At 51.4% G+C, this 21,397-nt stretch carries 11 protein-coding genes; 2 read left to right on the top strand and 9 right to left on the bottom strand.

The features are described from left to right. Positions 1-23: 23 nt before the first annotated feature. The 9 genes from DRI82_RS17535 to DRI82_RS17495 all read right to left on the bottom strand — a co-directional run bounded on the left by DRI82_RS17535 (position 24) and on the right by DRI82_RS17495 (position 18,891). A complete protein-coding gene (locus DRI82_RS17535) occupies positions 24-1,895 on the bottom strand; it encodes a hypothetical protein (RefSeq protein ID WP_114195204.1) in 1,872 nt (623 codons plus the stop codon). A 3-nt stretch (positions 1,896-1,898) separates the two neighbouring features. Beyond that, positions 1,899-2,744 (bottom strand): hypothetical protein, encoded by an 846-nt coding sequence (locus tag DRI82_RS17530; RefSeq protein ID WP_114195203.1) that lies wholly within the window; start codon positions 2,742-2,744, stop codon positions 1,899-1,901. Beyond that, positions 2,741-3,358 carry a DUF4123 domain-containing protein gene (locus tag DRI82_RS17525; RefSeq protein ID WP_114195202.1) on the bottom strand — a complete coding sequence of 206 codons (618 nt, stop codon included), beginning with the start codon at positions 3,356-3,358 and terminating at the stop codon, positions 2,741-2,743. The genes DRI82_RS17530 and DRI82_RS17525 overlap by 4 nt, the downstream gene beginning before the upstream one ends. Beyond that, positions 3,328-5,382 carry a type VI secretion system Vgr family protein gene (locus DRI82_RS17520; RefSeq protein WP_114195201.1) on the bottom strand — a complete coding sequence of 685 codons (2,055 nt, stop codon included), beginning with the start codon at positions 5,380-5,382 and terminating at the stop codon, positions 3,328-3,330. Before DRI82_RS17520 ends, DRI82_RS17525 begins: the two co-directional genes overlap by 31 nt. 341 nt (positions 5,383-5,723) lie before the next feature. Then, entirely contained in the window at positions 5,724-8,090 is a 2,367-nt protein-coding gene (gene pbpC / locus DRI82_RS17515) for a penicillin-binding protein 1C (protein WP_114195200.1), read from the bottom strand. A gap of 59 nt (positions 8,091-8,149) precedes the next feature. Next, positions 8,150-14,149, bottom strand: a complete 6,000-nt coding sequence (locus DRI82_RS17510) for an alpha-2-macroglobulin family protein (protein ID WP_114195199.1) — start codon at positions 14,147-14,149, stop codon at positions 8,150-8,152. Then, a complete protein-coding gene (locus DRI82_RS17505) occupies positions 14,149-14,337 on the bottom strand; it encodes a hypothetical protein (protein ID WP_114195198.1) in 189 nt (62 codons plus the stop codon). The genes DRI82_RS17510 and DRI82_RS17505 overlap by 1 nt, the downstream gene beginning before the upstream one ends. 76 nt (positions 14,338-14,413) lie before the next feature. Continuing rightward, the gene (locus DRI82_RS17500) at positions 14,414-16,123 is read right to left on the bottom strand and encodes a ShlB/FhaC/HecB family hemolysin secretion/activation protein (protein WP_114195197.1); all 1,710 of its coding nucleotides are present in this window, start codon (positions 16,121-16,123) and stop codon (positions 14,414-14,416) included. A gap of 80 nt (positions 16,124-16,203) precedes the next feature. Beyond that, on the bottom strand, positions 16,204-18,891 hold the full coding sequence (locus tag DRI82_RS17495) for a two-partner secretion domain-containing protein (protein WP_170138730.1): 2,688 nt from the start codon (positions 18,889-18,891) through the stop codon (positions 16,204-16,206). 834 nt (positions 18,892-19,725) lie between these two features. Here DRI82_RS17495 and DRI82_RS17490 point away from each other — a divergent pair. Together DRI82_RS17490 and kduD are read left to right on the top strand one after the other, a co-directional pair. Further along, on the top strand, positions 19,726-20,193 hold the full coding sequence (locus DRI82_RS17490; protein ID WP_114195195.1) for an outer membrane lipoprotein: 468 nt from the start codon (positions 19,726-19,728) through the stop codon (positions 20,191-20,193). Positions 20,194-20,486: 293 nt separating this feature from the next. After that, positions 20,487-21,248 (top strand): 2-dehydro-3-deoxy-D-gluconate 5-dehydrogenase KduD, encoded by a 762-nt coding sequence (gene kduD, locus DRI82_RS17485; protein ID WP_114195194.1) that lies wholly within the window; start codon positions 20,487-20,489, stop codon positions 21,246-21,248. Positions 21,249-21,397 lie beyond the last annotated feature (149 nt).

The following is a 21,397-nucleotide window of genomic DNA, read 5'->3' as shown; positions in this document are numbered from 1 at the left end:
TTGTCAGTTAAATCTCAATACAATTATTTCCAATTATTCCACTGTATTCCATTGTTATTACCCACCGTAGTGTTAATGGAACCATCACGCTTTAAGAAAACCTGTGCATGGACAAATTCTATACGTTCGTTTTCAACGGCTCTTTGGATTGCCAGTCTTTTATTGTTAAATTCAGAATCAAAAGCTTGCATCTTACTGGGGTCCCATCCACTTTTGCGATCATTAATCAATTTCAAGATACGTTTTAAATCCTTTTCTCCACCCGGTTGTTGGGTCGCTTTACTTAACCCCGGAGTAACCTGCCCACCCAAAGTCGTTTTTAACTCAATCACCAGCAGGGTATCCGGTTGGAACGTCATCTCGGTGGTGGGGGTAGTGCCATGCGATCCTTCAATGCCATTGCGTACTGCCTGATTGGCCGGATCCGGATTGCGCACGGTCAAACTGGGCGGTGGTGGCACCCGCACCAGAATGTCCAGCCCCTGACCGCTTGCATTGTTCAACCCGAGCTTACCCCGGCTATAGCCCAGAATATTCTTTGCAGGCACACCATACTCGCGCATTATCATCTGAGTCAGAATTTCCTCCCCCACGTCTCCCACCATTTTACTGACCCGACCCGCGACACGGAAGGAACTCCCGCTGGTGTGGATCAGCAGTGCCAGATTGCTTTGCAGGGTAGGAGCACGCAAGTTGACGTGCGCTACCCCACCGATAAATTCAATCTGATGAAACCAGTTGCGGGTATCCAGTGACGGAGTGAGCCGGGTATCAATGCGGCTGATGGAACTGCTGACCGCCTCCATCCCCCCTGGCGTTCTGACGATGTTCACCGTGAGCCCCACCGCTTCCCCCTGGCGGGCATAACGGGCTGCCGCTTTTTCAATTTCTCTGGCCACTTCATAAGCCGCCATGCTTCGACTGGTGCCGGGGAAACGGAGCAATGCCCACTTGGCTGTCTGTCCGGCAAGCGGAGCCAGCATCAGCAGATTGACAACCATAAATGCCTGCGCACCACGCTGCACACCATCCTTGGGGTCAGCTAATGCGCCTATTCGTTTAAACAGTGCCTCGCCCAGATCAAGCCCCTCACCATTGATCACTTTGGTGCTGCCATCGACCAGCATATTGGCCGTTAGCGCGGTCTCGATAGCATAAAATGCGTACTTCGCCCCTCTGACCGCCGCAATGGTGCCACGCGCAGCAGCAGAAAACTGACCGACAAGCGGTATGACCATGGCTATCGCCAACGCGGCTTCCACCCCGCCCCAGAATCGCGTCCAGCGCTTACTGGAAGCTTGGGCGGCTTCATAACGCCGTTTCAGCGCCTGCACTGCTGCAGTGATATCAAAGTGCCCGGAGATAGACCAATCCACAACAAGCGGACTCGGGTCATTCATTTCCATGCGTGCCCGCGTACAGGTGGCGTAGAATATCCGGTTATCCGCAAACAGAAAGTTATCATTTAAATGATACTCGCCAATATCTTTCCCCCCTGTAGAGCGAGTGCTGATATCGATAAACTGGCTGTTAAGCTCACGCAGCACCTGGGATGCCTGCACATTGGCATCAATCAGCAATTCATCATCCAGGCAGACAAACCGGTAGTCTTCCGTGTAGAGAAAAGCACGCATTTCCGCCAGTTTTTCTGCGCCATAGGTGTTACCAAACTGTTCCAGCACCTTCAGTAGAAAGGCATTTCGCGCATGCTGCTCTTTTCTTGCAGGCGTGATCCATTGGTTATCAAATAACCAGTCTGTGGTCACTGTATCGCTATACAAGCCCAGTCGCTCGTCAACCGGGTGGGGTGCATTATCGGGCTTGACGTCGAAGGGGATCGCCAATCCATCAACACAGGTGGCGCAAGGTGTTCCCATCTTGGGTATGTCTGCCATGGCTTATTCCCTTTCCTCTGTATTTTCCTTTAAGCGTTGCTGGTGCGTACGCAAAAACTGGATCAACGCCATCGACCGCTCCGACACCGGGGTGTTGAGCGCCTGGTGCAAGGCTTTATGCAATCGGTTAGTGCGGTAGTAACGCCCAAAGCCCAATGCCAGATGCAAGTGAAGTAATAACTGATGGCGCTGTTCATGAGCCTGGTCATTGCTGAAATCATGGCTCTCTTCCTGTGGCATCCCACTGTGTGGCAGGCGCTTGGGGGTATCTGGCGTGGGGGTTTTTATTCCGGTATTTTTGGCTGGCAACCCGGCAAGCTGACGGAAGTCGGTTTCATAACAGCGATACAGCTCAGGCAATGATTGGTCTGCAGGCACGCCCCGTAATTGGGCCATCACTTGCCAGTGTTTCGATAGTGTCTCGGGGGGGAGGCGATCCATCGGTGACTCTAGCAGGGTGATAGTGCTGTCATGCAGTGCAGGCAGGGCAGCCTCCAGCCGCTGTCGCTGATGCTGGCAATGGTGCAGGCGTGAAGTGAGATCACTGTCTATACCGCTGTCCGTCAGCAAGGTGATCAACGGCGTAAATACGGGGTCTTGTAGCCAACCGGAACCCAACAAAAAGCTGCTGATAATAAAGAAAGTAAACAGCTCATCGGAACCGTACCCCTGCTGGTTGGCCTGGTGCTGGGTCTGCGTAATAAAGTCTTTCAGCGTGTCCACGTCAGTGGGCAGGCGGTGAAGCGTTGTGCCGTAGTGCCGTTGCAGATAATAAACCAGTTGCCTGACCGCCTCTTTCTGCTGGGCTCTGGCCACCGCTGTCAAATCGACCGTGCCAAACAGGTTCATACTGCCCCCTTGGATAACCGGTCATACATCAGGTCATGCCACAGCAGGCAGCCCTCTTCTTGACCTTTGCCGTAGGTGTCGTGTTTAAACAGGGGGTGGCAGTACATCAGCAGTTCTGTCGCCTGGTGCTGAAACAGCAAGCCGTTAACCCGGCCTTCGGCAAACAGTCTGCTGACGTTTTGTGGCTGGTCGGTAATCGATGAAAGATAGAGGTGAAGCATGGCCGCGTTGCCGATACGCAAAAAATAGTAACGATCTTCATGCGCATCCGCAAATTTGGTGCAGCGACGCAGATGTTGCCACAAGGGGTCAAAAGTTAAGCCGCTGTTCAGGGTGGTAAAGGCCAGGTCACCAGCCTGCTGCCCGAACCAGCGCTCAAAAGCCGGGCACTCTTTCATATCAATCAGATAGGGGGCGTACTGCGCCAATTCTGGCTGGTTCTCCAGCCGCCAAAGGGCGCGATGAGCTACCTGATGAAACTCCATCTGTGCCAGCAACCCGTTATCCGGCGTCGCTTCTGCCAGCACGAACAGATTAACCGGCGTGGGTAAGGCCAGTTCCTGCCATTGTTGCTGCACCACCATCACTGTGATCCCTTCTTCTTCAACGGGCATTCTTCGACAAACGGCGAACCTTGCTGAATGGCGGCTTTAATCGCCTCTACCTGATTTCCTGCCGGGCCAGAGACAATAACGTTGCCACGCAGATTGATTTGCGGCGCATTGATGGTGATCCCTGCAGCATCAAATGTGATACTGCCGCTTGGACCCCGGATCAGTATTTTGTCGGTGCCCTGTAACAGGTAGTTCCTGGTCAGCGTTTTCAGTTGCGTTTTGGCTTCGATGGATTGGATACCTTCGATGGTAATGGTTTCATTTTCACCAATGGTGACAACATGGCTGGCCGTGATTTCTTCGCGTAACTGGCTTAATACTTTGCGATCTTCATTACGGCCAATGGTAACAAATACATCCTGTTCAATATGCTCTTTGCGGTCTCGCCCAATTTTCAGTATTTCATCCTGGGCGATGTTTTTTCGCCTGTCACGCCCGACGCTGAACTGCTGATCATTGCCGATAGCGCGATTTTCATCATGCTCGACCTGTTCGTCTTTATCATTTAAAACAATAATGCGTTTATTACGCTGGGCATGGATGAAAATTTCTTCCTTATCTTTTTCATCCTCGAAACGCAGTTCGTTGAACCCTTCACCTTTATGGGTTTTTGACCGTATCGTCATCTGGGTTTTTGTTGCGGGCAAGTCACCGGGTGGCAGGTTATTGGCATGATAGGTGCGCCCGATAATCACCGGCTGGTCGGGGTCTCCGTTCAGAAACTCCACGATAACTTCATGACCAATGCGTGGAATGGCTGACATCCCCCACTTTGTCCCCGCCCAGGGATGCGATACCCGTACCCAGCAGGAACTGGTGTCATCTGTTTTCCCTGAGCGATCCCAAAGAAAACGCACCTTGACCCGGCCATAAGGATCACAAAAGATTTCCTCAGAGGGTGGTCCTGTGACAATCGCAATCTGCGCACCATCAATGCGCGGTTTTGGCAGTGAAAGCGGGCGCCAGGTCTGATCGTTGGGAATAAACGCAAACTGGCTTGTTACGGTTGTACCTTGTCCTCCCGATTCAGTTTCCAGCGCCTGAGGTTGTTGCCCGGTGTGGATAGCCTGGGTGATTTGCCAACGCGTATTCAACGTATCTAGCGGATGGTTTTCCAGCGTAAAACGGACTCCAGGTTGCAGGACGGGACAATTGCTGGTTCCTTCGCCCTGATGGGCATCATTACGCAGTGCCTGAATGCGCCAGCGGGCAAAGGATTCACCGGGTTCGGATTTATAGCGCCCTGGATAATCATAATGGAGATACTGGCCGGACTGGTGCTCAAGGTCGCGGGCATAGTCGCGATATTCTGCACCCCAAAGGGGATTTTTAAAGGTGTAATCTTTCAGCAACACGTCCGAAGGGCGCAGACTTTCCCGGCGCTTGAACGTGGTTATACAGAGTTCATCGAATGAGGTTTGTTGCTTATTCGGATAATAGGGGAGTGTCGGCCCATTGTGCAGTGCATCGCAAGTATCCGAAAAGACCAGCGTATGCTTGTCATTTCCATGTTCAAAGAAATAATAAACACCTTCTTCTGCGGCCAGTCGATTAATGAAATCGAGGTCGCTTTCATTATATTGAACACAAAACTCCCGAACAGCATGCGTGTAACGAAAAGCATGGGCATAGTCGCTGATATTATTTTCTTTCATCAAGGTTTCCAGAATATCGAGAAAACCCTGTTGCTGAAAAATACGTGAGTTCCGCCCTAATCCGACCCGCCAGAGCGCAGGGCGCACACTGAGTCGGTAGCGGGTTTGATGAAGGCCGGTATCCCCCTGTTCGACAGAGGTGACAATACCATTTACTGTACGCTGCACTTCTGTTTCACGCCAAATGGTCAGTGTGGCGGTATTATCCAGAATTGAACGAAACTCCACGGTGGGGCTGGCACTGGCAACGTCAAGTTCAAGCGTGAAGAGCGCGGAGAATTGCTCATGCAACGTAAAACCCGATACCACGAAGGTTTCAGGTGGCAGGCTCCCCACACTCAACGTAAACCGCAGGCCACTCGCATCCATGCTCACATTTCCTTATTGATGATGTGAATATTTTTATTCAATTAAAATAAAAACATATATATACATAAGAAATATTAATGCATATGAAATACGACAACAACCTGTATCTACTCACTCAGGGAGATCTGACTCGGTTATCTCATTGAGATCGAGAAATTGCACCCTAGACCGAGAATCCGCTATTTGCCGCGCTGAGCCCCTTCAACGAACCGATCAAGCTATTAGCCGAGCATCGGTGTGGTCACAGCGATCGTTTGCCTGAGAACCGGCTTGCGGTGTTCGCCGCCATCTATTTCACAGCAAAAAGAAGCGGTGCATTGCCCCTGATCCCTCTAGCCGCCTTAGTTCACCAGTTCAATCATAATCAGGCGGCTGTCGGCACGCCCATGATCGTCCACCGCCCGGATCCGATACTGTCCGTTATTGATGGGTCGCCAATCGATGGCTTTTTTACTGGCGCTGCTGCCAAGATAAATATCATCAACAAACCAGTACACCGTTTTGCTGTCGGCATCCGTCACCGCGTTGAAAGCGATTTTGTCACGCCCCTGTTGCGATTGCCTCAAGGTATAGGTGGTATTTTTAAGCGGTGAGGTAATGCGCGGTGGATTGCCGCTGACAATCGCCGCGTTATCCTTGCAATGGTTCACCGGAGGGGCCCGTTTGGGTAACCCAGCCTGCGCGAAGACGTTTGCCAGATCGGAAGGCCAGAATTCAAATACCTCGGAGCGAGTTTGCGATTCGTCATATGGCGGACAGGCAACTTCGCCGCTGTGAATATCCAGCACCACCGGGCGATAGACGGTATCAACCTTGATTGGTGATTTGCCGGGAATAAACCAGGTTTTGCCTTTTTGCTGGCACCACTGAGTAGGTAGATTGCCGCTGGCCAGACAGATATCCACCCGTTTAAGCTGTTTCGGGAAGGGATGCCTCGGTTCCTGCAACATCGGATAGCTGGCATTAATACTGTCGATGATATTGAAGAACAACGGTGCCGCCGCGTCAGCGCCGACAAAAACGTTGTTGCCTTTGCTGTCGAAATTTCCCTCCCACACTACCAATACGTAGGGTCCGAAAATACCCACGCTCCAGGCATCGCGGAATCCCCAGGAAGTCCCGGTTTTCCAATAGACCGGCAGAGAAGCTGAGCGTTGTGCCAGCGTGTCACCGGGTCGCCGATGCTGGCGCAACATATCCAGCGTAACAAAGCTGGCTTCTTCACTAAGTAAGCGTATTGGCTGGGGATAAACGTCACTTTTTTGCATGCGTAATGGGCGTAGCACGCCCCGGTTAGCCAATAACGCATACAGCTTCGCCAATTCCTGTGCCGTCACCTCGCCTCCCCCCAATACCAGCGAGAGCCCATAATGGTTTTCACTCGCCATGTTGGCGATGCCGGACAGGTTTAGAAACTGATAGAACGTCGGCTGGCGCAGTTGCGATGCCACATACACCGCTGGAATATTACGGCTGAAATTCAGCGCATCTGTCGCCGTCACCGGCCCCAGGAAGCGGCGGTCAAAATTCTCTGGCGCGTAGGCCCCAAAGGATGAGGGGACATCCTTCAAGATAGTCATCGGATGCAGCACGCCCTGTTCCATCCCCAAGGCATAAATAAAAGGTTTGAGCGTGGAGCCAGGGGAACGCTTGGCATTGGTGCCATTGACCTGGCCCTGGATTTCACGGTTGTAATAATCGGCAGATCCAACCAGCGCACGGATACCCATATCGCGGCTATCGACCAGCAGCACCGCGGCATTATGTATTCCCCGGCTCTGGTTGCGGACAATAAAGGCGTTAACCTGTTTTTCGATCAACCGCTGCAGCCCCGCATCCAGCGTGGTGTCAACGCGGGTATCGTGCTGCACCAGCCGCTGAGTTTGCTGGCGCAGTTGCTCGATAAAATGCGGAGCAATATAGGGCATCTGCTCCGGCTGGCGAAGTGCAAGCGGCAGTTGGAATAAGGCTTTTTGGCTGCTGTCAGTGGTATAAGCACCCTGCCAGCGCTGGAACAGGCGGTTGCGTGCCTGCGTTAACGCATCTCCCAATACCCCGGTTTTAGGATCAATTCGGTAACTTGGCGACTGCGGTAAAACCGAGAGCGTCAACGCTTCCGGCAGCGTCAGATCCTGCGGTGCTTTAGCAAAGTAAATCAGGCTGGCAGCCCCAATGCTTTCAATATTGCGGCCGTAGGGGGCGTAATTCAGATAGGCTTCCAGGATATCGTGCTTGGAGTAGCTGAGTTCCAGTTGAACGGCTCGCACTACCTGCATCAATTTGCCGCCTGGCGTACGGGTGTTCAGGTGCCAATGCATCCGCGCCAGTTGCATGGTGATGGTCGAACCGCCCTGCATTTTGCCACCGGCCACATAGCTGCGCCAAAATCCCCGCAGTAGACTGACAGGGTTAAAACCAGGGTTGTAATAGAACCAGAGATCTTCATGCAGCAAAATACCCTGTACCGCCAGTGGGGAGATCTTTTCCAATGGCGTCCATAGGCGGTAACGATCGTCATTAGCCAAGGAGATTCGCATCAGTGTTCCATGGCGATCGTAGTAAACCGAAGAGAAAGGAACTCCCTGATAAAGTGGTGGATGAGGCCACAGTCGCGCCCCAAGGATCCCCAGAGCCAGCAGAAATAGCGCCATCAAGATATTCTGCAACCAGCGTTTAGCCGCCGCAGGGGAAACAGGGAGGATTTTCATTGATTCTCAATACACACACGAGCCCCGCAGCGTTCAAACCGCGGGGCATCGGCTGTGGCTTATTTACTTTCCGCCGGTACCACCACCAGTTTACCGCTACTGACAGACATCGCCTGCACTTCACGATCGTACATGGCTTCACCATAAGCTGGAGGGATCACAAAGCTACCGGTGTTAGTGGCTTTAATCTGGTAGATAAACTCCTGCACGTCGGTGCTGGCACTGCCATAGATGATCACCCGATCTTCGCGAATGTCACTATAATCAGGAGCCCAGGTAGAACCAGACGCGGCCAATGGAGACTGCCAACCGCTATCCGTATTCTCGCTGCCTTCACCGCCCTCACTTGTCGGTTCTGGCTCTGGTGCCGTCTGCTGTACAACCTCAAACCCACCCGGCAACAGATCGACAATCGCCAGGTTGCTTTGCCCTTCTTTTGAGTTCGCACGGATCTTCAGATGGACATTGATCTTCTGTCCCAACGTCACCTGAGTAACCGGTTTGCCCTGCTCATCGGTGTAATCACGGGTGATTTCCAAACCGCGAGCAATGGCTTTCTGTGGCGCGGCAAGATCGTAACCGGCCTGCGTGACTACATACCAGGCGGGTGCATCACTGGTATTGGCAAAGCGGATAGCTTGCGCATCAGCCGTAAACTGGCCTTTGGCAAACAACCCCGCCAAGGTAGAAATAACCTGTGGATCAGCCTTGTCCTGCTTGCCGATCTGGCTGATCGTCAACGTCTCCGTTGAAGAAGCCTCCTGCGTTGCCACCTGTGCCGAATAACTCTCCAGTGCAAGAATACTCATCGCCGAAGAGTACGTGGTATAGCGCTCTTCTTTCAGCGCCTTAACTATGTTCTCCAACACTTGAGGAGGTATGGAAGCGACTTTCTCCGGGAAGTGACGGGTAATCAGGTACAAGCGCGTCGCGTCCTGCACCAATGGATCAAAGTAATTCTGCGTCCACCAGCCCTTGTCATAGGCTTTGCTCAATTGCTGCCAACTGGGTTGCAGCAGGCTATTGGCAACATCGTCCATTTTCAACAGACGATATGACGACGCCAGATACAGCGCGCTCAGATCCGTCTGCCAGCTATCTGGATACAGCTTGCACAGCGTATCTTGCACCGAGGCCAGCGAATTAGTGGTGATCTCTCCCTGCAAAGTCAGCAGGTAGACCGCCCAGGTACGCAGACGCAGATGATAAAGATCGTCATAGCCGCTGGCCGCCAGCTCACGCAGCGCGCCATTGGCTTCATCCAACATCCCTTCCGGCAGCGAATAACCTGCCGCTTTGGCTTCCAACAGATATTGCACCACATAAGGTGTGACAAACGGATCGGCATCCGGCGATGAACGCCAGGCACCAATGGCACCGCTGTCATTCTGGCGGGACCGCAGCACGCCAAGCAGGTTTTTCAACTGTTGGCTGACTTCGGTCTGGCTCAGGCTGCTTTTCATTTCTGGGTGCTGACTTTGCATGATCAGCGGGATAGATCGGCTGACGATCTGTTCAGAACAGTAATACGGATAATCCGCCAGGTACTGGGCCAAACCGCGGGTCAGCACCAATGGCGAATGGGATACCGCCGCATTGCGCTGCGCATAGGCGTCGAACATCTGCCGTAGATGATCAATATTCTGGCTACCGCCGCTCATCCGCCCCATCACCGACTGCGTACGATAAGGCATCGCCGGGCGTACCGAGGTGCTGATGGTGCGGCGGCTGGTTTTGTCGCCATAGCGCGCATCAAACGTCAGCGGTGCATCACCCAGTACCGCCTTGGCGCGCAGGCGGAAGTTGATTACGCCTTCACGTTTTTCTGCCAACGACAGACTTTGCTCTGCATTACCCACCAGTTCCAACTGCGGTGGTGGCGTCAAATGCACGCTAATCGCCACAGGTTTACCGTTCGGCCCTTCGAGGTTATTGCTCACCCCAACGCTGACATCGAACTCATCACCCGGCGCCACCATAGAAGGCACGTTTGGCGTCATGATGAAGTTGTCACGTACCGTCGCAGAAGTTTGTGCCTTGCCGATTTTGTCTGGCGTGACCGATATCGCCATCACGCGGATTTTGCCATTGAAGTAATCCGGCACCGGATAATCAAACTGCTTCTCACCATTCACTTCGGTAATGCCAGACCAGTACGCCACCGGCTTGTCACGCTTGCGCTTAAACGGGTTCAGGTTAAGATCCAGCCCTTCCCCTGCGTCCCCCCCCGGTGCCGCCGAAAGCGCCATCAGCTTGCTGAATTCCGGCAGGATCAAATCGAGGATCTGTGAGCTTTCAACACTCAGTTCCCGCTTACGGAAGAAGTACTCCAACGGATCTTTCAGACGATAACGTGCCACCTGCAAAATCCCTTCGTCCACGGCAAACAGTGCCACCTGCTGCGGGCCGTCGGTTTTCACCGTCATCGTCAGATTTTCGCCCGGTTTGATTACCGTTGGTGCCAGTACTTCCAGGCTGTTTTGACGGGCTTTGGTGCTGATTTTAAACGGCATCACGCCATAGCTCAGCGGGCTCATAAAGATTTCGCTGGAGTTCACATCACGTACAAACTGCACGTTGATATAACCGTTGCCTTCCATTTCAGCCGGAACACGGATTTTCTGCACCGAACTGGTGGTATCGGTGTGGAACCATTGCCAGGCATAGACGCGGTCTTTTTCGATGGTAATCAAACCGCTGCCGGTATAAGGCGCGTTGATCGACACTTCCACTTCTTCATCCGGCTGATATTCCGCCTGATTCAGTTTCAGCTTCAGTTCGGCATTACGATCCAACGAACGGCTGAGGTTGGCGTTACCCGCCACGCTATAAGCGATACGGTTGAGCACCTTGCCCTGCGCGTCTTCAATCACCAGCACAAAGTCGCCCGGTGTTTCCGTCGCCAAGGTCAGACTGTTGCCCTGCTCGGTCAGCGCCAGTGGCTGCTCCGAGAGCTGAACTTCTTTCATCTTCGACTGATATTTATAAACACCCGAGTCTTGCCTGGTCAGCACGGAGATATATTTCTGTTCGATCAGCGCCAGTTTCAGATCGGCTAGCGCGATCTGTTTCAGCGAAGGATCAACGGCAATCACATTCAAGTGACGGGCTGAGCCCCGATTGATATAACCTAAATCACCGTCCGCTTTCACGCCGATCAGATAGTCATACGGCGATACCAGCACCCGCGCCGTGGCGGCAACGGAACGCCCACCTCCAGCCACGAAGGCCTCTGACAGCAATTGCAACTGATAAGTGGCATCCGCATAGGACTTCAGATCCAGCGGAATATTGGCCACACCCTGTTCGTTGGTGGTTCGGTCTTCCAGCTCCGTTTCAAAACCATCGCTGTTCTGGCGGTTTTCATAGAAAGCATAATCCGGGAACCGATCGAAGCTCGGATACATTGGTCTTAGCGTCAACTTCGACGTTACACGACGATCCTGGGCTGGCGTACCGAACAGGTTCTGCACATCAATGTTCGCCTGCAATTCAGACGGTTTCACCCACCCTTGCTGACGGTTCGGCGTCAATTCCAGCTTCACCTTCAACTGATCGGGCTCAAACTCCTTCACGTTGACCGCGGTATGGCCGAGCAAGGTGGAAGTGTCGTTATTTTTGCCGATCAGATACAGATAGACGTTCCACTCGCCCGTTGGCGCATTCTCGTCCGTGGTGTAACTCAGTTCATTAAAGCCACTGCTGCCGAGGGTTAACGGCACCGTGCTCATCAGTTTGTCGCGTGGATCGCGGATTTCCGCTCGTACCGGTACACCTGCAAGGGCGACACCCCAGTCTGCGGCACGGGTAATCAAACCGATATTGAAGGTATCCCCCGGCCGGTAAACACCACGGTCAGAGAACAGGTAGCTGCTCAGGGTTCGCGGATCGATCGGCGTTTCTTCTCCTTGAATATCAAAGCGGGAGAAATCCAGCCCACGATCGGTGTAGCTGCTGGTTGGCAGGAACGATACATCGCCCTCTTTTTCTACCAGGAACATCACCGGCTGGCGCTCATTGGTATACACATCCAACGCAGGGAAACGAACATGCCCATTGGCATCGGTAACCTGGCTGAGCAGCGTTACGCCATTCCTGGCGATCACAGAAACCTTGGCATTGCCGACCGGCGTACCGCTGTGGATCGATTGCACAAACACATCGCGCGTCTTATCCTGCGAACGCTTGGCAATAATCCCCAGATCGGTCACGACAACGAAGCGTGAATCCCCTACGGCAGGTGAATCATCCCCTTCCTGTTCGCTCTGATCGCTTTCATCTTCTGCCGTCTGCGTTTTTTTCTTTTCCGGCTGCCATTCAGACAGCGTTAACAGGAACACACCGCGGTGAGAATCCGGGCTGGTGGAGAGATAGCGAGAGAGATCGATGCCCTGATAGCTCACTTCGCCCGGCTTATCGTTATTGATTATCGTCTGATAATTAAAATGTTCGGTAAAGTATTCATCATTGAGCCGGTTGAACTGTGCCGAAGAGTATTCACTGCTTTTGAACGAGACAATATGTTGCAGTTGGCTCGGTATCACCCGTTTGATATCCAGACGCAGGCCGGGCACGTTACGGGCCGCCACGCTGATTTGCTTGTCCCCATTCACCGAAAGCAGCGAACCTTGGGACATAAACTGCAAGGTTTTGGGGTAGTCCGGCACTTCTACAATACGATAGACCTTTTCCGGCATTTTATAGCCGCCCGATGAGGTCATCAGGTTGGTAATCTCTATCAGCATGAAGCGGTGGGCCGGTGCGTCAAACCTGAAGCTGAACTGCGGTTGATAAACCTCTTCCGCCTCATTCAGCGAGAGTGTCAACGCCGGTGACTGTGCCAGAACGCTCTTTTCAACGCTCTCGACATCCCCCCAGTGGTAGAAATCGTCCGGCTCTTTGCTGGCGTCTGGATCGTTAGGATTATGTTGTGGCAGTAACCAGGCTTTGACGGCTCGCCCAATATCTTTGTCCTTCACCGCATCGCTGAAAGCGACAATCAGCGCACGTTGGCCCTTCGCACCCTCGCTGTCCACCACTTGGGCACTGGCCTCTTTCACCGTGAGACTATAAAGGGTGGGTACTGATACCCAGTTATCCCTGGTTTGCGCGATGGTATTGGCGGGCACAACCGACTTGATGCCCTGGCCCAGGACAAGATGCACTTTGCCACCGTGATCCAGCGCCTTCAGCGGCTCTGAGTGGATCCAGGCATTAAGTTTCTTCTCGTCGTAGACCAGTGAGAAATTGAGTTTCTTTTCCGATTTGGCGTTAGCTTCGAGCAACCCTAAGGCGATCTGCTTTTCAAAGCTGGCTACGTCCACTGGCGCATTGAATTTTACGTTAAAGATAGCGCTACGCTTTTGGGGATCTTGCGGATCTTGATAGTACTCGGCCTGCCCAAGCTGATAGTCAAATGCCGGGGCATTAAAGGTATAGCGGGTGTTCGCGAGCTTAATCTGAGGAGCCAGCAACACGGAAGGCTCCAGATTAACCTCGTAACTTGTTCCCATCGGTAAGGGATCCTTCGGCGTAAAGACCAATGTCCAGGCGTTGTTCCACTTCCACTGCCCTTCGATTGCCGGGGTGATTTTCACCCCTTTCTCCACTATTTTTCCGGCGTCGATCAGCGGTGCTACCGAATTTTTAAAAGTGAAGCTGACTTGCTGTGGCGCAGATTTCTGCACGGAGTAATTGATGGGCTCAGGATCGGAAACCCGCACGCTGGTTTCCTGGTAGACCATAGGTGCAGGTTCAATCGGTTGCGGCCGGTTCAACCACCAGTTCCAACCGTAGAAAGCCCCACCGGCGGCGCATAGCAACACCAGCAGCGCCAGACTGATGGCTTTTGGGTATTTATCCACCCCGCCTTCCAGGTGCAGAAAGCCGCGTTTCACCCCACCAGAAACCGCGGCCCACCAAGCTGGTGCACTCCAGTTGAGGTTGCCAACCACCGGCTTGCAAAGCCGCCCCAGTAGGCGAAAAAGCATTGCCAGCAGGCGAAGCAGACCTTTTATCAACGTAAAAGGTAAACGGAGGATGAACTTTAATAAATCCATTATTGCAGCACCTTATGGTTCTTTACAGACACCCGAGAAATAGCATTCATGACGCCGGGATATAGGCAGTTAAACGACCGCACCATTGCTATGCTGCCCGTCACGATCCCTATCCAGCCAAACAGATCTTTCCTGAGCATGAGGAAGCCTTCCTTGGTTACAAACGACAAGGCGCTTGAGCGCTGCATTATCCTCCATTTTCATTCTGGGGGGGAAACGCTATTTTAATTATGCTGCGTGAATTTTTTCCCTCAAACCAAGCCGCTAAAAGCCTTGTGAAGCCTGCACCCACACTTGCGGCTGCCCATCCAGCTCGCTGGTATCGTCGTCAGGATGATTGACCCGCCAGGCGAGTTGCAGTGAAACCTGACGTTTATCACCAAACCAGGTCGCCCCTGTTCCTAATGCACTACGTTGCTGGTGATTTTTTTCCGTTGTCCACGGCGATTTATTGGTTTTAACCGCACCGTAGTCATAAAAGGTTTTCCATTGCCATGCGGGTGTGATCGCATATCGTAACTCAAAATTAACCATCCAACCCTGATCACCGCTGGTATCGCCTGACGTATAGGCCCGCACACCGTTGACGCCGCCCAGGGAGAATTTCTCAGAAGAATCAAGGTTTTTCGAGGCCAACTGGCTACTGAGTTGCGTGTAGAAACTCCAACGCTCACTGAGCGCTTGCAAACGCAAGGCAGACAGATTGAATTTACTGAAATTACCCTCGGTATGAGCCGTTCTGCTGTCATTTTGTGCCGTAGTGGGATCGGTAATATCCAGATTGCCGTTACTTACGCTCACAGAAACATAATTCAACCCGCCACCGCCTAAGCCATCCTGGCTGTTGGCGTTGAGGCTGGCTGTCCACAACTGACTGCGTTTATGGCTTTTACTGTCGAATAAATTAATATCATCTCGCAACCGCTTGTTATCAAATTGCAACTGGCTGCCGATGGTCAGAGTACGGCTTCTGTACAGAGGTTGAGATACATAGGCGCTAGCGACGCGGGCATTACCGTGGGCATCCAGATCGGCGAAGTCTTTGCCCAACGTATAATCCATGGTGGAGTAAGAAGCACCCAGTCGGGTAAACCAACGATTCACCGGGGCGTCATAAGCCAGAAAGTAATAGTGTTGCCGCTCATCACTGGCCAGTCCACGTAAACGCAATTGATCCCCTAATCCCAACGGGCTATTTATGGAGATATCACCACTCAACCGATTTTTACCGGTATAACTCCCACCAAAGTTATCCAGATCAATGCTGCCGTTGAACCAGGGTGCGGGATTCGCCTCAACCAAGAGATCGGCAGCACCGGGTTTATTGCTGGTTAATAAAACAGATCTCGCCTGAACGCCGGGCGTATCATTCAATAACAACAGAGTCTGTTGCAGTTTACCGGTTTCAATCGGTGCATCTGGCGTGAGTCTGCCGAGCAGACGGTTAATTGTGGCATCAGCAAGGTGCGAGCTATTCTCCGTTTTGATATCGCCATAGTGCGCTTCCAATATCGCGATTGTTACCACACCGTTTTCAACTTCTTGTTCCGGCAGATAGGCGCGATTGAGCACGTAACCGTGCTGCTGGTAAAAGGTGGTGATACGTAGTGCCGCTTCATTAAGTTGCGCCAACGTCAGTGCACGGCCAGTTAACTCCCGCAGTTGTGATAACAAAATGTCGTTGGAAAATAGTGAATTACCACTCAGAGTAAAAGCGTTCACCATTACCGTGACTTGCTCACCGCTGGTGGGTTCTGCGGGAGCCGGTTCGGGGGGCGATGGCAATGCCAGTTCTGGGGCCAGTGAAGGTGCCAGAGTCGGCCTGCTGGTATCGATCTCACGCAAACTTTGGCCTGCGTCAGGTATGGCAGGCAGTGCTGCCTGTGCGCAGTCGAAACCAAGCAGCAGGGAGAGTAATGCGAAATTGTTCAATGAACGAAAATAAGATACGGAATTTCTTTGATTATTTTTCATGTTGTTATCACATCTGTTCGAGGCTTGTTACAAAAAATGGGCAGTAAAAAGCCTGACTTGCGCCAGGCTATATTCAGGTATTACACGCCGCAGAACAAAATGGGATAGGAACACATGCTGCCATTCACTGTGCCGTAGCCATAGGAGTTGACAACACTTTCCGCAGAGTCAAGATAGCCAACCAGTGAACCTGTGATACTGTACTGCCCGAGTGGCCATAGACCATTGGTGCCCGTCTCACCCACCACATTTCCCCGAGCATAAGAGTTACTGATCGTTGATTTTTCAACGTGCCCTACGAGCCCTCCGACATAACTTTCTCCTGTCACATTACCCGTTGCATAAGAATCTCTAATATCTGAATAACTAAGCATACCCACCAGGCCGCCAACAATTCCATGGTCTGTGGCAGTAACATCCCCTGTAGCATAAGATTTACTGATGGTTAATGTGCCATTCGGGTCATGATCGAGTACCCCGTAGGCAGAACCCACCAACCCACCGACGATCCATTGCCCGCTAACCTTACCCGTGGCATAACTGTCACTGAGCACTGTTGGGCCGAAGAAAGACGAAACACCAACGGAACCGATCAGTCCACCTACAGAGTAACTTGCATCATTCCCATTCCCTGTGGCGTAAACATTCCCTGTAGAGTAAACATTGCTAAACATACCGGCACCATGACCAATCAACCCTCCTATAGAAGCGCTACCTGTTCCGACAACATTTCCTGTCGCGTAAGAATTGGTAATTGTTCCTACGGCTAGTCCAACCAAACCGCCGACGTTACCCTTCGCACTGACATCGACATTTGCATAGGCATTATCAATCCGCCCATTTTCGAAAATACCAATCAGACCACCCGCAGTATGATCGTCTGCTTTTACAACTCCTGTTACATAAGCATTGCTGATATCAGTATAACGAGAATCTCCCACCAACCCGCCTGCGCGAGTAATACGAAAAACATTGTCAACGTGATTATTGACATTTATATTCTCAGCATAGACATCATGGATACTACCTCCAATTTGCTGACCGACAAGCCCACCAATAAAGTCTGTTGGATATATGTTGCCGTAATCGTTATGAGATGTTGATCCCTCAATCATACCGGCAATGATACCGCCGGGACTGACTTTGGCATCAATCAGCCCAATATTACGAATCTCGCCCCTCGAGGTGCTAAATAAGCCGGTATATCTATAAGGGAGAGCATACCCATAATAGGCTCGCCCCTGGGTTATGGTGAGTTGATTGATGGTCTGCCCGAGACCTGAAAATATGCCACTAAAATCATTAGGCTGACCATCAGTAAAATCACCACCAATCGGCCTGAATCCCACACCCTGTGCTGTTGCACTGGCATCAATGGTATTACCCAGTACATAGTTACCCGCCAGATCGTTTTCCATCGCCTGCAACTGGGATAAATTCTGGATCACGGTATAACTCTGACCATTATTACTAAAGCGCGCGCCCTGACCTGAAAGCGTGATGCTTTTACCTTTTGCCAGTTGATAGTCGCCGCCCTCAATCAACGCAACACCCGCATTTTTGCCGCTGGCTTTCAGGTTGGCGTTCAGCACGATGTTATCTTGCGCTGCCAGCAATAGCTGATTGGCACTGCTCCATGTAATATCGTTTCCTACCGTTAAGTCGCTGTTATTACTGATGAGTTCGATATTGCTGGTACGCAGGTTATTGGTCACTGTGCGTGCAGAGACTTTATTACTGCTGGTGCTGTCATTAACGTTAAGCTGCTCAGACGCCACACTCCATGTCCCCGTTTGACCACCAATACCACGGGTATCCACAATGGTACTCGCACTCACATTGACCAACTGACCTGTGGTATCGATACTGCCGCCGTCACCCTGATCGGCGGTGCTGGCATCAAGAATGCCATCGAGGTTGACCACGCCCTGTTGCCCACCGCTCAGGATAATTTTACCTGACTTATTGCTCAGCGTTTGCGCCTGAATGGTGCCGGTATTATTCACCACGGTTTGCAGAACATTACTGTTGGCATAAGCGGCGCTCATCACAACCTGGCCGCCATCAGCTTGAATCAAACCGCTATTTTCCGCCAACGCGTTTGCCGCGGCGCCCGTCACCTGAATATTTACCAACCCATCACCACTAAAATCCAGCGTTGTGGCTTTACCCGCGGCCAGTTTCACACTGCCCAGATTGGCCTGGATATTCCCCTGATTACTCACCTGCCCGCCGAGTAATACCACCGCCCCGCCATCTTTGGCGATGATAGTGCCTTGGTTAATCACGCTGGCCGGGTTGTTACTGCCATTGAAATTGAATTTACCAAGGGAAAAGTTGGTGGTGGTCAAATCTTGGGTAGAAGCGACCAACCCACCGACGTTAACCTGAGCATTGTTGCCAAACAGCACGCCATTCGGGTTCACCAGAAACACGCGGCCATTGGCATTCAATTGCCCCATAACTTTCGAACCTTCAGTCCCTACTACCCGATTCAGCGCAATAGACTTACTGTTTGGCTGTTGGAAATTGACCTTATTGCCCTCAGCAATATTGAAACTTTGCCACTCAATCGCCAGCTTATCGCTGCTTTGATTGATCTGCATTTGTTGACTTGTGGGCTGAGTAATCGTGCCTGAACCAAATTTAACCGAGCCACTGGCAGGCAGATCGGCAGCATGACTGGGAGCAAACGCCAAACTACCCAAAATGGCTAACGAGAGGCGATTTAATGAGGTATTGCCTATAGAGCGAGTTATTTTACGCATGAATGACATTCTCCATCCTAGGAAATGAAAGCAATTCAAATAAAGTAAACTCTGCATAAGAAACATCGGACTGAATACTTGCTTCAGGAGTCGTATTTTTGAGAAAAAACAAAGCACCGACAAGTACCAGGCATGAAGAACCTGGTCGAAGCATTTTGTAAGGTCTATGTTTTTTACTATAAATTTACTTCGATCAAAGAATAACACTTTTTAAATAAAGGCGCATTTTTAACATTAATGAAATAACCACCCATGCAATCGTTATTTATCGCTAAAAATTATCATTTCAAAAATTTCGATCTATTATTGAAGGACGAATTTTCCAATAAAGAGATATATCCCGTTTTTGTAGGGTATATCTTATATTTAAGAAACCAAAAACTCATTTAAATTGAGATCAAGCCTACATTCATAAGATGCCGCCCATCCTTATTCATAGGGCTTTTTATTCATATAGAGATAAATCCCACACTTATAAGATATTACCTATATTAAAAAATAACAGACCTGACCATTCAGAATGGATATTCATGGATAAATCTTGCCACTGGCGGCGCGGGCAATTGAGAAAACAAACGGTATTATCTGGAAGTAGCGTTGTACCGGTTCAGGCTGCGCAGCAAATTCTGCTCTGCCTGGACACCATGAGAAATAGCATGAGGAGTAGCACACGCACTCGATCAGCAAAGACAGCAATTTCATTCTCTATCAGCAGTGGACAGACATCAGTGGCTCACCAACGGCCAGTTATGAATAAATTTCCAACTAATTTAGCCGTGCTATGCTTATTTTACCGGGCGATATTCAACCGGTTAGGTGCTAAGGGGATGCTATATGATTAAACCATTCGTTGTTGCTGCTATCGCTGTTGCCACACTCAGTGGCTGTGTCAATAATAATACTCTTTCGAGCGATACTTTCAGTAGTTCTCAGGCCGGACAAGCTCAGGCGGTTACTTACGGTACTCTGGTTTCTGTACGTCCGGTGACTATTCAGGGCGGTGATGGAAATAACGTTGCAGGTGCTATCGGCGGTGCCGTTGTCGGTGGTTTCTTGGGTAATACCATTGGTGGTGGAACCGGGCGTCGTCTTGGTACAGCCGCAGGTGCGGTTGCCGGTGGCGTCGTGGGACAACAAGTCCAAAGCCTGATGAATCGCAGTAATGGGGTTGAACTGGAAGTCCGCCGTGATAACGGAACCACCTTCATGGTCGTTCAGGCTCAGGGCGTTACCCAGTTCCAGGTAGGTCAGCGTGTCACTATTGCGACTCAGGGTAAAACGGTGACCATCACACCTCGCTAACTTTTGCGGGAACCCAGCGGTGACCCTTTCCCTGTGTTTTCACATGCCCAAGCACAGGGAATGAGGTATGCGCCGCTGGGGCATGGATGATTCCCCCCACAACACCCGCGTCTGCCCTTCACTCTCTTACTTCCTTCAATAAAAATGAAACGCTGTTTTATTTTTATTGAGATGCCGCTATACTATCCTTGTCATCAACATCGTCATCGTGACCATCGGCGCTGCCATAACGCTTCCCCCGATCCCTTATGCGCCAGCGGTAATGTTCTGCCACTTACAGAGAGAGAAGGGCTATGATTTTGAATTCCTTTGATTTAAAAGGCAAAGTTGCACTTGTAACGGGTTGCAGTACAGGACTTGGACAAGGAATGGCTGTCGGACTGGCGCAGGCAGGCTGCGATATCATTGGCGTTGCAACCTCGGCTCCCAAAGATACCGGGGAGAGAATAACAGCGCTGGGCCGTCGATTTCTCGGTCTCGGTGCCGATCTCGGCAATATTGATTGCATTCCAGCCTTAATGGCACAGGCGTTGGCCGAATTCAGTCATATCGATATTCTGGTCAACAATGCCGGGATCATCCGCCGTGAAGATGCGATCGCGTTCAGCGAGAAAGACTGGGACGATGTGATGAACGTCAATATCAAGAGCGTATTTTTCCTGTCCCAGGCCGTGGCGCGTCAATTTAAAAAACAACAGAGCGGCGGCAAGATCATCAATATAGCGTCCATGCTTTCGTTTCAGGGCGGGATCCGCGTTCCTTCTTATACCGCATCCAAAAGCGCCGTTATTGGCGTCACCCGTCTGCTGGCCAATGAGTGGGCGCAGCACAAGATCAACGTCAATGCTATCGCCCCCGGCTATATGGCAACCAATAACACCCAACAATTGCGGGTCGATGAAGAGCGGAGCAAAGAGATTCTGGATCGTATCCCGGCGGGTCGATGGGGACTTCCCGACGATCTGATGGGACCGGTGGTTTTTCTGGCATCACCCGCCTCAGACTATGTGAACGGTTATACGCTGGCAGTTGACGGCGGATGGTTGGCGAGATAACCCACGCCCTCTTCCCCTGTTATTCAACCGGGCGCTATCCACGTCCGGTTGCCCCCTGATGTTTACCCTATCGATTATCGTTGACTCCTGTTCGGGCTAACAGTCAGTGGCATCCATTCACACCAATTCTCCTAACCATTCTTAAAATG

Origin of the sequence: Edaphovirga cremea, assembly GCF_003332275.1 — a bacterium.
Taxonomy (GTDB): Bacteria; Pseudomonadota; Gammaproteobacteria; order Enterobacterales; family Enterobacteriaceae; genus Edaphovirga; species Edaphovirga cremea.
Note: the sequence above shows the minus strand (reverse complement) of the source record. Positions and strands in the feature narration are given on the sequence as shown.